Origin of the sequence: Gelidibacter sp., assembly GCF_035515035.1 — a bacterium.
Classification (GTDB): domain Bacteria; phylum Bacteroidota; class Bacteroidia; order Flavobacteriales; family Flavobacteriaceae; genus Gelidibacter.
On record NZ_DATJCA010000095.1, the window covers coordinates 1 to 14,917 of the forward strand.

The following is a 14,917-nucleotide window of genomic DNA, read 5'->3' on the forward strand; positions in this document are numbered from 1 at the left end:
GTTTCCAGCTTTGTTTCGTTATAAAGTAGTTTCAGATACCGTTGGGAAAGGTCTTTTTGAAGATGAAGCTGGTATGCATTCTGTTCGCTCTCCGCACTATGTGTTTTGGATTGGGCCGCTTTAGATATGTAGTTGTATTTCCCAAAGGAGAAAAGTTCCCATTCCAATGTGGAAGAGGCATAGGCGTTGAAGGCCCATGATGGTCCACTCAATCCATTTGCCCCACTCACGTTAAATAGTCCGGGTTGTGGAAAAAATGCGCCACTAATCCCTTTATAGGTAGCATAGGAGTTTTGTGCTTGGGTCTGAAGTTGAGGAAGTCGTTCGCCGAAAATTGATTTTTCATCTTGTTTTGCGGATGCTATTAAGGCTTCTCTGACTTTTAGCCCTGGATAGGAGCGCTGTACTTCTTCCCATAGGGTGTTTAATGGTCCATCACCTTGTTGGGCAAAGGTAGATTGGCAGCCGGCAAGGAATATTCCAGCGCCGAGAACTGCTATAAGAATTCTTGTCATTGATTTTGTTTTTACGATTATTTGTATGGTCTGCGCCAAATTTTAAATGGGGATGGCCCAGAACAACACGCCGTTTAAAGCGTGAATTAATTTGAGGATTTTAAGACAGAAATGAAGGATGTGGAAAACAGGAGACTATTGGTCTTATGTCTAAAACCCAAAAGGGCAAGACATAACCTAATTCTGTTCGCGTTCTTCAACGTCTAAAAAAGAAAAATTAATTATCGTATATCGTAAAAGAGAAGTTTACCAAAGAGTAGATACTTAGGGATGCTACTTCCTAATATTGGTAATTTGTAGTTATGTTCCTCCTCAGGCCTAACGAATGGCAACAAAAGAAGTGAAAAAATAAGGCTAATAAAAATTGCAGGGGAGAGCTTCTTTATAAGTGAATGATCAAAAGAATCGGCAGTAAGAATTTGGAAATCGGCGCATTTTAGGCAAGCTGTTTGCCCTTGACCCATTGAAGACATCTGCGTTGCGAAATTTCCGACCTGTACCGTATTATGAGGAATATCAAATAAGGCCTTGATGCCTCTTTTTATGGAACAAGAAGAGAATAGCATCATTATTAGCAATGCTGAAGCCAGAACTTTTCTAAAAATCTGAGTGGTGCTATTTAATTTCTTGTTTTTCACAACTGGCAAAGATAAGAGAATTGATTGAGGAAAAAAATCGGAACGGATTTTTTGATTTACCGACATGGTTTTGGAGAGGGCGTTTGCAAAACGCCCCTACGAAATGGCATTAATTAACAGATATTAAATGGATGTCAAAAATAAGTACAGACCCACCAGGAATTCCAGGACGGCCCTTAGGTCCATATCCTAAATGCGAAGGAATTAATAATTTACCTTTACCACCTTCTTTAAAATAGGTAATGCCTTCTGTCCATCCTTTAATTACTTGTTGTAAACCAAACGAAATTCCGTTAGCATCACTTTGGTCAAAAGTCTTGCCGTCTAAAAAATAACCTTTATAAGCTACGGTTACTTTTGAGCTTGCTACGGGTTGCTCACCAGAGCCAAGCTCATCAATGATATAGTATAAGCCAGAATCACTTTTTTGAGCGTCTAAGTTGTTCTTGTTAATATAGGCTATAATTTCTTCATTATTTTTCTCTTTATAGTCTACGTTGTCATCACTTTTATTACATGCGGTTAAGCTTGCAAATACCAAAACCAATAATACATATGTCTTCATAAATGTCTTTTTTTTTAAGGTGGCAAATATAGGGGAAACAAAATAATAAATAGTAACGAATAGGTTGGTAGTTATCAACTAGGAATATAATGGAGAGTTTAAACGAGAGGAAATGTGCATACGAGGCGAAGGGGGGGCGTTTGCAAAACGCCCTTACAAAACGCCCTTACAAAACGCCCGTACGAAATGCGCATATGATGCGAAGGGGGGCGTTTGCAAAACGCGCATACCAACATTAAGAATAATAGAGTAATTTAGACACCCATTGAATAAAAAACAAACATATAATCCAAACATGCACCACCGCAAATCTATCCGTTTAAAAGGATACGATTATTCGCAGGCAGGATTATATTTTATAACCATTTGTTGTCAAGATAGAATCCACCGATTTGGACAGGTTGAAAGTGGGACAATGATTTTAAATGAATTTGGAATAGTGGCCTATAATGAATGGATGAATACATCCAAGATTAGAGAAAATGTAATATTGGGGGAATTTGTAATTATGCCGAACCATATGCACGGCATTATACGCATATTACGTACCGATGATGGGGGCGTTTGCGAAACGCCCTTACGTACCGATGATGGGGGCGGATATGTGTCCGATGATGGGGGCGTTTGCGAAACGCCCTTACGGCCGGAGGATGGGGGCGGATATGTGTCCGATGATGGGGGCGGATATGTGTCCGATGATGGGGGCGTTTTCAAAACGCCCTTACGGCCAGAGGATGGGGGCGTTTTCAAAACGCCCCTACGGTCGCCAACACAGACAGTTGGGGCCATTGTTCGTGGCTATAAATCGTCGGTTACCAAACAATTGGGATTATTGGGGTTCAAAGAGAAATTGTGGCAACGCAATTATTATGAGCATATTATTCGAGATGAAAAATCGTACCAGAATATTTCGGAATATATCATCAACAATCCTGCAAAATGGGCAGAGGATAAATTTTATAAATTATGATCAGAGGGGGATTGAAAATGTATTGGCATTTTCAAAACGTATGGGAGGGGGCGTTTTCAAAGCGCCCTGACTATGGGGGCGTCTTCAAAGCGTATGGGAGGGGGCGTTCAAAGCGCCCTGACTATGGGGGGCGTTTTCAAAACGCCCCTACATATCAATAACACACCAACCACTTGTATTTATTAGGACCCAGATTTTGTTTTTCTTGATTTCAAAATGGCCTATGCTAAAATTTTCAACCTTCCCCAAAACAGAAATTCCTTTGGTGGTTTCAAGTTTAGAGGCCAATTTGTTATTGAGATCCTCGATTTTTTCCGCCAATAAGGGCCGTAAATCGATGCTTAAGGTTTTGATTAATTTTTTATAAATGAAGGTGTTAAGTACAGATTTTATGATGCTGCTTGCAATCCAATGGTTTCCTTGACTATTTATTTTATAAGATTCTACATATAATTTTTGGGTCCCGACATCCAAATTTAATTGGGCTTGCACTATCATATCGAGGTCTTTCTTGTGAAAGAGTACCGTAAGGGTCTTTAACTTTAACCTAAGCTCTAGATTATAGGGTGCAGCAGAACTTTCGGCTAGATTGAGATCTAAAATCTTAAAATAATTGATAACTTTTCCTTGGGGGTCCGTTTTACTAATGTTGGTACCCACGAATTTTTCTTTAAGAAAAGCAGCAGCCGTCTCAAAACTTATGCGCAGGGGCAAGGTGATTGAAATATCTTGATTGGATGGTGTTGGATGTGTTTTCATATCGTAGGATCATTTTAAGAAATTTATTTTTTATAAGTCAAGAAGCTTTTCGGTTTTATAAAGTTACTATGTCTTATGTCAACAAAAAGGAAGATTACTCTAAAATTTTCAAGGCTGCTCCTTAGGCAAAATATTTTTTGGACCGTAACACTCGTACAAGCCCAAGATTTTTAAATTTATTAAAACAATTACAAAATCAAGAATCGATCATCAAACGGCTTTGACATAGATCTTATTGAATTTATGTTTCATTTCGATATTACCTAACATGACTATTTCGGCACCAGGAGGAAGTACCGTTTGTGACGATAAAGACGTAACCACTTCTGAGTTTTCTTTAATGGCAATGACCGATAAACCTGTTTTAGCGCCAATATCGGATTCTGCCAGCGATTTACCCTCTAATGATTTTGGTATTGGGATGATGAATAAGGTGAACCCTTCCCCAAGAACGGTCAGTTCCTGGCCTTTAGAAATTGAAAGGACAGCTTCAGAACCTAAGGTAGAGTAGCTTAATACGAAGTTGGCTCCTGCCTTTTGAATTATATCAACATTTCGAGCTTCGGAGATGCGGCTTACTATGCGCACATCCTTGTTCAATTGGCGGCAATAGGAGGCGAGGTAGATGTTGGTGGTGTCGTCATGGGTTGACAATAGCACTGATGGGGCTTCTAGTATTCCTGCTTTTTTTAGTAATTGATAATCGGATGCATCACCTAAAAATACCTTATTGCAAAATGGCTTTACTTTTCTGCAGACTTCAGGATCCTTATCCACAACATTTACCAAAACACCATTTTCATGCAATGATTTTGCGGCCGACAAGCCTACCCGGCCCGCACCAATTAACAATACGGGATGCGGATTTACATCGTAATCATGGAAGAGCTCATCAATATTTTTAAGTTGTTGTTTATGTCCAATAATAACTAAGATACTTTCTTGGGTTAACATTTCATTACCCTTAATCGGTTGCAACCGGCCTCGCTCCCAAATGCCCACAATACTCACTCCAAATCGTTGTCTTAAATCGGTCTCCCGGATCAGTTTTGACACCAAAGGCGTGTTGTAAACTGGTAGTTCTGCAATCAAAAGATCTTCATATTGACCAATGGCATGAGACTCTGCATGTTGTGTGTTCACCCTGTTGGCCAATTGCTCGCCCAGCCATTTTTTAACTGGCAATACATGGTCTGCCCCACTTAATTGTTGTACATCTACGGATTCAATAAGAGTTGCTATGGCTACAATGGGGATATTGGGAGCAATTTCTCGAATAGTGAGTATGATCTTGGTATTCAAAAAATCATCTCTATTGATCAAAACCAGATGTGCATCCTTAATGTTTGCTTGGATAAAAGTTTCCTTGTCATCCAATTCGCCAAGTAATACGGGCACATTTTCATCATGGATTTTCATCGCTTTATCCAGGTCGTTTTCGATGATGTAATACGGAGTGTTCTCCTGCTTCAACCGCTCTGTAAGATCTCTTGCGATAACATCATAAGAACATATTAAAATGTGATTTTTTGTTCCGGAAGGGACTTGCCGAAGTACCTTATTTTTCTTTTTTGACTCTAAGAGCGGAATGTAAAAGTGCCTAATAAAAGCAAACGGCAATACGATCATTAACATAAAAATGCCAGAAAGTAATACCACAATACTGAAAACCCGACCAAGATCTGATGCGAAGGTAATGTCCCCAAAACCAAGCGTACTCATCACCGTAAGGGTCCAATAAAATCCCGTGACCCACGAGTGATTTTGGTCTTCTGATGCCATTATAAAATGGAAAAGGACAGAATATATGACGATGACAACTCCTAAGAGGGCTAAATATTTAAGTAAGACTTTCGTATTTCTTTTAAAGTCTTTGTCGCCTAAATAATAGGCCATCTGACTACCAATAAACTTCATATTCTGATTTTTTTATCTGCGGTTGCAATTTGGTCATTTTGGATCTTAATCTATAAAAATAAACTCATGTTTTGGTGTGGCGATTAAGAAGTTTCAAATATAATGTTCTAACTGCCCAAGAAAGTGTCTTTTCCATAAAAAGACTGTGCCTTAAAGGAATTCTCGAGAAAAAATGAAAATAAATAGAAAACGTCTTTTGGCATTGGGACAATTTTATAAATTCCCATCCGTGTTCACAAATTTAAACACACCATTATTTGTATTTATAACGGTTAAAATTATGAGATATATGCCCTGTAATAGCGTTCGTTTAAAATACATTTGAATTGAGTTTGGTAATCCATTCCACAGATTAGAGTTTTCTAATCATAGCGTATAGACAAGAAAACAATCCGGTTGGGTAGTGAATAAAGTTTGATAAATTAACATGAAAATTTAATGATTTGACTCACTATACTGTATCTTAAAAGTCTAACAATACTATGTTGGATTATAATTGTTGCCAAACAAATCATAAATCCACTTTAAAAATAGGTTTATAATTAACTCTTATAGCCCTGATTATGCGAGAAAAACAATTATCGAATCCTTTTTTTTGTTAGCTTTAAAACTCTGATCAAGCAACACAAGATTTTGAAATCTAATTTATTATTGACTAGCCTTCTGTTTTTTGCAATCTTCGGTTGTAAAAAAAAACATGAGGATATCTCCGTGAATAATTTCCAGGCAAACGAAAGCACTTTAATCGCTTCCAATCCATCCAACTTTACCGAACCGCTTCAATATTCCACGGAGCAATTAGATAATACTAGCGGGCTTTCCAATAGTTCAGTAAATACCATTTTTCAAGATTCTGAAGATTTATTATGGATTGGCACGTGGGATGGTTTAAACAGATACGATGGGAATCATTTTAAGACATTTAGACCAGAACTCAACAATGAGAACAGTCTTACCAACCAAGTCATTCTTAAAATTGACGAAGATAAGTCGGGATTTATCTGGGTTCTCACCATTCATGGATTGAATAAATACGATAAAAAGTCCAACACCTTCACCAGATACTTTTTTTCAAGAGATGACAAACCGCCCTTGACCGAATCAGAATTCAACATGGCATTGGATGCTTCTAAAAATGTGTATTGTGCGGTTAAGGATTGGGGAATTGGGTACTTTGACCGTGGGGAATTTCAATTATTAAAGATTGACAGCCTTCCTAAAAGTGCAGTTAAGAAAATGGCTTTTACAGGATCGGGAAAACTACTTTTATTATTCAGCACGAATCAATTGTATACCTTACAGATTGCAACTATAGATGGCGTTAAAAAGGCAACGCAAATTGTCGAAATTTCAAACCATGTTACAGACTTTGAAGTTTTTTCCAACAATGGAGTCTGCTATATTACAGATTCTAAATCGGCTGTTTTGTATCATGAGGATGAGGAAACGCGCCAACCGTTGGTAGATATTCAATCGGTAAGTATTATATCCAAGATAAAAGAAGGCGTTTTACTGCATCATCCTTCAGGCTATTTTATTGTAGATTCCTCCGGAAAAATAGTTTCTAGAACTTGGGTGGAGCAACTAAAAAAGCAAAAGACAACAGCGGTTTTAGAGGGCACCGAACAGATTATTTGGACGGGAACCGATGGTGACGGACTTTTTAAACTTTATCCACAACAGCAAGTGTTCAATTCAGTCTCAAAAGTCCAAATACCGGAGATAGATGGCGGCATCATCCGTGCGTTTCTTGAAGTAGAAGACCATTCTTTTTGGGTGGGCACCAAAGGGAATGGCTTGCTTCGATTGCCACATCAATTTTATCTTAATCCCAAGGAAACATTTCAATACCGAAATTTTAATGAAAGCAACAGTAGCATTAACAATGCTGTGTATGCATTGCACAAAGGACAGGACGATCTTGTATTTATTGGCACCGACGGTAATGGGTTAAGCGTTTTTGATATAAATACCGATAGGCTCATTGATTGGACCGAAATTTTAGGGAGCGAAGCCTGTTCGTTTTTTAAATCTACGTACGCCATTTATCAAGATGAAGACGGATTTATTTGGCTTGGAACCAATGGCTATGGAATGATCCGTTTTAAGCTATCCCGAATTGATGATAAGTTAAAAATCAGTGAGTTTAAGACTTATGAAGCAAGAGGTGATAAAGAAGTGGCAGCGAGTAGCAATATTATTTTTTCCATTATACCAAAGAGCGATCATGAACTTTGGATTGGCACGCGATTGGGCGGCTTAAATCTTTTCAATAAAGGCACAGAAACCTTTAAAACTTTTGAACATAAGAAGGACGATCCGGAAAGCCTTTCCAACAACGATATTTTATACCTTCATACGGATTCAGACAACCGACTTTGGGTAGGGACGAGTTTAGGGCTTAATTTATTAAAGGAAATTCAGGGCGATACACTACCAATATTTCAAAATTTCACTACTGCAGATGGGCTTAGAAATAATACGATCCACGGCATAGTTTCCGATGCAAATTCCAATCTTTGGTTAAGTACCAACTTCGGGCTGACCAATTACCTTGTTGCGGACTCAAAATTCATAAATTATACCAAGAGTGAAGGCCTGCAGGATAATGAGTTTGCAGATGGGGCTATTTATCAGCATCCGAGATCCGATTATATTTTTGCAGGAGGTGTGAAAGGATTTAATTACTTTGTGTCTTCACGAATAAATGAGTCGGATCTTATTCCCAATATTCTTATTGATAAAATCAGTGGACAGAATGAGGAAGTGCCTTATTATCAAGGTTTGGTCATCTCCCCAAATTCAACCACAAGCCCATCCATTATTTTGGGCCACGATCAAAATTTCTTTGATATTGAATTATCTGCGGTAAGCTTTATTAATAATAAGAAAAACCAATACGCTTACAAATTAGAGAATTTTGACCAAGACTGGAATGTCATAAACAATTGGCGCACATTCTCCTTTACCAATGTCCCACAGGGAAACTATACCTTATGGCTTAAATGGTCCAACAGCGATGGGAATTGGGGTCCGCCGGTTCGCGCCATTAATTTTGAAATTAAGCCCGTTTTCTGGCAGTCCAACGCCGCACTGGTGGTTTATGGCCTTTTACTCTTGCTCTTTATTGTTTTTGTTTGGAGCTATTTTGGGAAGCAGTATAAGTTAAGACAACACATTCTTTCGCAACAGAGAGAAGAGGAAATCCATCAAAACCGACTTAATTTTTTCACCAATGTTGCCCACGAATTTCAAACGCCATTAACCCTTATTTTAGGTCCCATTCAAAGGCTTTCCAAATCTGCGACTATGGTCAGCACCGATCAGAAATTGGTTAGGATGATTGAACGAAACTCTTCAAGATTACTATTCTTAACCCAACAGTTGCTAGAATTCAGAAGGGCCGAAGACGGCCACTTGGGGGTGTCAATAAAACAATTTGATTTGGTCAATTTAGTGGAGCAAATCGCCGAATTGTTTGATGAATGGGCCTTACAGAAGAATATTGACTACACCTTGGAAATCCCGTCGGAATTATCGGGATGGTTTGATAAGGATAAAATTGAAATAATATTATTCAATCTCTTGTCAAATGCTTTTAAATATACCCCGGAAAAGGGAAAAATAACCTTGACCATAGCTATTGAGGAAAATGAATCACGTGAATTGAACATTGAAGTCATTAATACCGGAAAAGGAATTCCTAAAGACAAGCTGGAATCTATATTCGATCGCTTTTTCTTGGCCGACAACAAAGTGGACAATGACAAGTTCAGGACCGGCATTGGCTTGGCCTATATAAAAAAAATGGTCAACTTATTGGGTGGCGAGGTACATGTTTCGAGCGAAGAACATAAAGTGACCACGTTTAAAGTGGCGCTACCATGTAATAAGAAGGCGTTTCCTGACCATGAATTGGACTGGGAGGAAGGTCACGTGTTAATTTCAGGCCACTTACAAAATATTATAAAGGAGGTGGCGGGATCATCTTATAGTGCTCCAAATAAGATCTCTGCTCTTGAAAATCTTTTAAATAGAAAAAAATCGATTCTCATTGTCGAGGACGAGAAGGAAATCCATGCATTTTTAAATGAATTATTAGAGGAAAAGTTTAAAATATTTACTGCATTTAATGGTGTAGAAGCTATAAAAATTCTACAAAACGACGAGCCAGATCTCATTATAAGTGATGTTATGATGCCCGAAATGGACGGTATCGATTTTTGTTATCAGGTGAAAAGCAATATCAAAACCTGTCATATTCCTATTATTATGCTCACGGCCAAAACCAACGTGGTACATCGGATACAAGGTTTAGAAAGTGGTGCCAATGCCTATATACCTAAACCCTTCCATCCCGATCATTTATTAGTGAGGGTTGAAAAACTTCTCGAAGAAAAAGAATTGGTTTTGAAACATTTTACGCGCGATGGCTTTCTTGAAAACCTCTTTAAACTACCAGTTGATAATGAGGATAAAATTTTTTTACTCGATGTCATAGAAATTATCCGAGAGAATATTGAAAACGAACATTTACACACTTCTTTTATCGAGCAAAAATTAGCTATGAGCAGTTCGCAATTGTATAGAAAGATCAAACAAATATTTGGTTTTTCCCCTGGAGATTTGATCCGAACCATTCGCTTAAAACATGCGGCAGAACTTCTTATCAAAAGTAATCTCACTGTTTCTGAGGTGTGTTACCAGTCCGGATTTAACAACCGCTCTTACTTTTATCGGGAATTCAAAAAAACCTACAACAGTACCCCAAAGGAATATCAGCTTCAAAAAAAACACATCCGCGTTATCTAGTTAAGTAGATGTGTACAAGGACGTTGCGTGCATAGTGTACACTTTTGACAATATAGTGTACACTATTTATTGGGTCTGCCTATATCTTTATGAGACGGTTTCTGCAATCACTTAATCATAAGAAGAAGTGGTGGATTCAAAATCTCTAATATCTCCTATCATCATGAAAAAAAATACGCAAATTATTAACTGGTTTAATTCACTTTTATTATGAAAACCCAAATTAAGTATTGCCTACAAATAATTGTGGTCCTGTTTTTTGGAGGTGCGGTCTGCGCGCAAAAAATCACCGGAGTTGTCTCAAGCGCTAACGGTCCGTTGGCCGGTGTCAATATTATTGAAAAAGGAACTTCCAATGGCGCTGCCACCGATTTTGATGGCAACTATAGCATTACCGTTTTAAATCCGCAAGCCATTTTAGTCTTTAGTGAGTTGGGGTTTGAAACCCAGGAAATTCCTGTGAATGGACAGACCCAAATTAACGTTTTGTTGGCCGAAGATTTACAGGCTTTGGATGAGGTGGTGCTGGTGGGGTATTCCTCCAGAAAAAAGTCGACCCTAACGGGTGCCGTTTCTGTGGTAAATATGAATGATCTTGAGAAAACCAGGGTGGTCAATGTCACGCAGGCCTTACAGGGTCAGGTTGCGGGCGTTCAGGTTACTGCCAGCACCGGTGCGCCGGGAGACGCCATACAAGTACGAATTAGAGGGGAAGGCACTGTTGGAAACAACGATCCGTTATACGTTATAGACGGAATTCCCACCCGTGACATTAGCTTTTTAAACCAAGCAGATATTCAATCGATGTCCATTTTAAAGGATGCTTCTGCAGCAGCTATCTATGGGTCTCGAGCAGCTGGTGGTGTCGTGTTGATCACCACCAAAAGTGGTCAGGTTGGAAAGGTCAGTTTTGACGTGAGCTATTATTCCGGCATCCATTACGCGTCCAATCTTCCAAAAATGCTCAACGCTGAACAGTATATCAATACGGTAGAAAAAGCTTGGAACAATTCGAGTAGAACAGGAAGCAACCCCTATACGGCAGATAGAGGCCGGACTGATTTTTCGGATACCGATTGGCTTGATGAATTGTTTGAAACCGGGCGGTCCCAAAACTTTCAATTTACGGCAAGTGGCGGAAGTGATAAAGTCCAATTTTTGACCTCCTTGGGGTATTATCACCAAGATGGTATTGTGATCTATGATCACGACAGCTATAAACGACTCAACTATAGAGTGAACCTTAATGTGAATCTTACAGAGCGGTTGAAAATTGGAACGAATCTTCAGTTGACCTATGCAACGCAAGACGCCTTATCTTCTAAAGGTGATGAGCCAGGAATAATCAGACATGCCTTGTTAAGACCCCCGGTACTTGGCGTTTATAAAAACCCAGACGACCCGACCTATTCCGTCAGGGATCCGTTTACTGATTTACCTTTCTACAAAAACAACGATCGCGATAATGGAGGTTGGGAGAGTGATAAGTATGAATGGTCCCAAAACCCGATTGCCTTGGCCTATTTTACCGATGATGTGAGACGTGATTATCGAACCTTCGGAAATATTTACGCGGAATATTCATTTTTAAAGGATAAGGAACTCACCTTCCGAACCAACGTGGGGATTGATCTGTCATTTTTTCATAATAAACGTTTTAATGAAAATTTTGGTGATGACGATGGCGGCGGTAATGAGACCGATAAAGGTTTGGGCAGACAAAACCGTCCGAATAATTTAAATGAAGATCGCGGTGAATCCCGTACCATCACCTTCAACAACACACTTAATTACGCAAAAACACTAAATGAGGTACACGACATTAGTGTATTGGTGGGCACTGAGTTTATTGAGAATTACGATTCGTCCATTGGCGCAAGCAGAATGCGGTTTGATAATACGGACAATACCTTCAGATACATAGATTATGGCTCTACAGAAGTAGATTTATGGAATGGTGGAAGTGCTTCAGAATGGGCGTTGTTTTCGTTTTTTGGATCAGGAACCTATGTATATGATAGTAAATATATGGTGACGGCCAACTTTAGAGCTGATGCCTCCTCTAGGTTTTCAGAAAACAACCGGTGGGGTTATTTCCCTTCCATTTCAGTAGGTTGGAAAATTTCCGATGAAAACTTTCTAAAAAATGTGTCTTGGTTGTCCAACTTAAAGTTAAGAGCCGGGTGGGGTCAATTAGGGAATCAAGAGATTGACAATTATGCCTATTTAACGTTGATTAGTCAAGTAGATGGAAAAGTGGTGGTAAAACGCTACGGCAATGACGATCTCAAATGGGAGACTTCCGAGTCCAGTAACTTTGGGATTGACTTTGGTTTTCTTGATAACAAATTATCCATTTCCACAAATTATTTCGTGAAAAGAACAACAGATATTTTGTTGCCCGTGGGGTTACCAAGTATTGTTGGCGATGTTTCACCAACCATTGTCAACGCGGGTGAAGTTATCAATAAAGGTTTTGAATTCACCTTAAATTATCGCAACTCAGATAACGCTTTCAAATACGGGATCAATGCCAATTTTGGCACTTTGCTCAATAGTGTTGAAAAATTGCAAACTAGGGAAGTAGGGCAGTCATTAAATTCTTTTTTCGGTTATAAAATGGTGGGTATTTACCAGAATCAAGAGGAAATTAATAGCTATTTAAGTGGAACTCCTAATCCCAGCGCAAAACCTGGGGATATTAAGTTTGCCGATTTAAACAATGATGGCATCATCAATTCTGATGATAGAACGTTTACGGGCGACGCCATCCCAGATCTTACCTACGGACTTTCGTTATCGGCAAGTTATAAAGGTTTTGATTTTTCATGCCTTTTCCAAGGGGTAGAAGGGGTTGACAAATACAACGACGCAAGAAAGATTGTAGATTATGATACCAGACCTTTCAATTATACCACGGATATTTTAGGAGCCTGGGATGGCGAAGGCAGCACCAATAGCATCCCTCGAGTGACGTTTGAAGATAATGGAAGTAGTAAGGAATCCAGTATTTACGTGGAAGATGCTTCCTATTTTCGACTTAAAAACGCTGAGATCGGATATACCATAAATAGCTTGGTGGGGGTTCAGGACATCCGTCTTTATATCTCCGGTCAAAATCTCTTTACCGTAACCAAGTATTCAGGTTTGGATCCCGAATCTACAGATAGTGTGGATAAAGGAACTTATCCATTATCATCATCGGTTTTGTTTGGCATCAATGTTAAGTTTTAATATTTTAATAATACGAATTATGAAAACAATATATAAAAGTTTAATTGCGGTTGGTGTGCTTTTCATAGTGACGGGGTGTAACGACGAATTGACCAAGGATCCCATCGGACTTCTGACCTTGGATCAGGTGGACAATAATCCTACCATAAATACTTTAGAATCTTCCATAACCTCTTCCTATCAGTTGCTTTCCAGTACCTTGAATATTGTGGGCGAATGGCAATGGGATGACGGCACGGTAACTCGGAACGATTTTATTTTACAGGACATCGCCTCCGGTGATATGAACAAAAAATGGAGTCCCGATGGCGATCAAGCTTGGATGGATGAAATAAGCGCTTTTAGTTTTACTGCGGATAACGGCGCCTTTAACGGGATATGGTTGTACGATTATGAAGGTATCAATAGAATTAACCTGGCAGTAGGTTATTTGACCGATCCCGAAATACTTCAGTCTGTCGGCATCAGTGAAGCCCGTAAGAATCAATTATTGGGAGAGGCCTATTTTTTAAGAGCATTTTATTACTTCGACTTAGTAAATAATTTTGGTGGAGTGCCTCTTTTAACGCAACCGTTAACTTCATTTGCCGAAGCTTACGATGCTGCAGTTAGAGTACCTGATACGGAAGTTTGGGGTCAAATAAATGCTGATTTGATGGACGCCAAAGCTTTATTGACCAATGTGAAGTTTCCAACTCCTTCTGAACCTTGGAGAGTTTCAAAAGGTGCAGTGATTGCCCTGCAGGCCAAAGCCGCATTATACAATAAAGATTGGGGAGCAGTGATTAGTTTAGTGGGTGAGTTGGATGCACTTGGTTTTTATAGTTTGAACACGAATTATTTTGACAGTTTTGATGTTAATAAAGAATTTGCTGATAATGAAGTGATTTTCGCTTACGATCATATTTCAAATCAAAATCCGAGAAAGGGTAATGGTTTATGTGCGCTGATAGGATGGGGATTTGTAGCGCCCACAGATAGTTTTATAAATGAATTTGAAGCTAATGATCCTAGATTGTTATATACCGTAGATGTACCCAATCAGAATGTTTCGAAATTATTGGGAAATACCGTAGGTGAAAACAAAGGAAATGATGATGCGCCCAGTAATAAAATATTTATTCGTTATGCCGATGTGTTGCTTTGGAAAGCGGAAGCGCTCAATGAAACTGGCGATTATGACGGCGCCATTGCTGCTATAAACATGGTAAGGGACAGAGCCCGAACAACGCCAACTGCCGATGGTTCTGCAACCCCTGCCGGAACTTTGCCACCCAGACCAAACTCGACCGACGCCAGCCAGATAAAAGAATGGTTAATCCATGAAAGACGTGTGGAGCTCGGTTTTGAATCGCAGCGCTTCAATGATTTGAAAAGATGGGGAATAGCCCAATCGTTTTTAACCGGACTTGGTAAAAACTTTCAGGAAAAAAATTATTTATATCCTATTCCGCAAGGCGAAGTTGACAAGTCCGCGGGCACCATTACCCAAAATCCAGGTTACTAA

General features: G+C 39.1%; 9 protein-coding genes. 4 read left to right on the forward strand and 5 right to left on the reverse strand.

Features of this window, described 5'->3' with window-relative positions; genetic code table 11:
* The 3 genes from VLZ86_RS07460 to VLZ86_RS07470 form a co-directional block, all read right to left on the reverse strand.
* Window positions 1-515 (reverse strand): TolC family protein (locus VLZ86_RS07460; RefSeq protein WP_325450001.1); only part of this gene is annotated, 515 nt, incomplete at its 3' end.
* Between the two features lie 221 nt (window positions 516-736).
* Window positions 737-1,219, reverse strand: a complete 483-nt coding sequence (locus VLZ86_RS07465) for a hypothetical protein (RefSeq protein ID WP_325450002.1) — start codon at window positions 1,217-1,219, stop codon at window positions 737-739.
* Window positions 1,220-1,262: 43 nt separating this feature from the next.
* Entirely contained in the window at window positions 1,263-1,718 is a 456-nt protein-coding gene (locus VLZ86_RS07470; protein ID WP_325450003.1) for an FKBP-type peptidyl-prolyl cis-trans isomerase, read from the reverse strand.
* Between the two features lie 295 nt (window positions 1,719-2,013).
* Here VLZ86_RS07470 and VLZ86_RS07475 point away from each other — a divergent pair, with 295 nt between their 5' ends.
* On the forward strand, window positions 2,014-2,688 hold the full coding sequence (locus tag VLZ86_RS07475) for a transposase (RefSeq protein ID WP_325450004.1): 675 nt from the start codon (window positions 2,014-2,016) through the stop codon (window positions 2,686-2,688).
* 147 nt (window positions 2,689-2,835) lie between these two features.
* Here the strand turns inward: VLZ86_RS07475 and VLZ86_RS07480 are convergent, their stop codons facing one another.
* Window positions 2,836-3,447 (reverse strand): DUF4403 family protein, encoded by a 612-nt coding sequence (locus VLZ86_RS07480; protein ID WP_325450005.1) that lies wholly within the window; start codon window positions 3,445-3,447, stop codon window positions 2,836-2,838.
* Between the two features lie 210 nt (window positions 3,448-3,657).
* Window positions 3,658-5,364: a potassium channel family protein gene (locus VLZ86_RS07485; protein ID WP_325450006.1), complete on the reverse strand. Its 1,707-nt coding sequence runs from the start codon at window positions 5,362-5,364 to the stop codon at window positions 3,658-3,660.
* A 711-nt stretch (window positions 5,365-6,075) separates the two neighbouring features.
* Here VLZ86_RS07485 and VLZ86_RS07490 point away from each other — a divergent pair.
* The 3 genes from VLZ86_RS07490 to VLZ86_RS07500 all read left to right on the forward strand — a co-directional run bounded on the left by VLZ86_RS07490 (window position 6,076) and on the right by VLZ86_RS07500 (window position 14,917).
* Complete coding sequence (locus VLZ86_RS07490) at window positions 6,076-10,176, forward strand: hybrid sensor histidine kinase/response regulator transcription factor (protein WP_325450007.1); 4,101 nt, start codon at window positions 6,076-6,078, stop codon at window positions 10,174-10,176.
* Window positions 10,177-10,386: 210 nt separating this feature from the next.
* Window positions 10,387-13,410 carry a TonB-dependent receptor gene (locus VLZ86_RS07495; RefSeq protein ID WP_325450008.1) on the forward strand — a complete coding sequence of 1,008 codons (3,024 nt, stop codon included), beginning with the start codon at window positions 10,387-10,389 and terminating at the stop codon, window positions 13,408-13,410.
* 19 nt (window positions 13,411-13,429) lie between these two features.
* Complete coding sequence (locus tag VLZ86_RS07500) at window positions 13,430-14,917, forward strand: RagB/SusD family nutrient uptake outer membrane protein (protein ID WP_325450009.1); 1,488 nt, start codon at window positions 13,430-13,432, stop codon at window positions 14,915-14,917.

Excerpts from the sequence above, each read along its gene's own strand:
- VLZ86_RS07465 (WP_325450002.1), bottom strand. The coding sequence starts at position 1,219 with ATGTCGGTAAATCAAAAAATCCGTTCCGATTTTTTTCCTCAATCAATT.
- VLZ86_RS07470 (WP_325450003.1), bottom strand. The coding sequence starts at position 1,718 with ATGAAGACATATGTATTATTGGTTTTGGTATTTGCAAGCTTAACCGCA.
- VLZ86_RS07475 (WP_325450004.1), top strand. The coding sequence starts at position 2,014 with ATGCACCACCGCAAATCTATCCGTTTAAAAGGATACGATTATTCGCAG.
- VLZ86_RS07480 (WP_325450005.1), bottom strand. The coding sequence starts at position 3,447 with ATGAAAACACATCCAACACCATCCAATCAAGATATTTCAATCACCTTG.
- VLZ86_RS07485 (WP_325450006.1), bottom strand. The coding sequence starts at position 5,364 with ATGAAGTTTATTGGTAGTCAGATGGCCTATTATTTAGGCGACAAAGAC.
- VLZ86_RS07495 (WP_325450008.1), top strand. The coding sequence starts at position 10,387 with ATGAAAACCCAAATTAAGTATTGCCTACAAATAATTGTGGTCCTGTTT.
- VLZ86_RS07500 (WP_325450009.1), top strand. The coding sequence starts at position 13,430 with ATGAAAACAATATATAAAAGTTTAATTGCGGTTGGTGTGCTTTTCATA.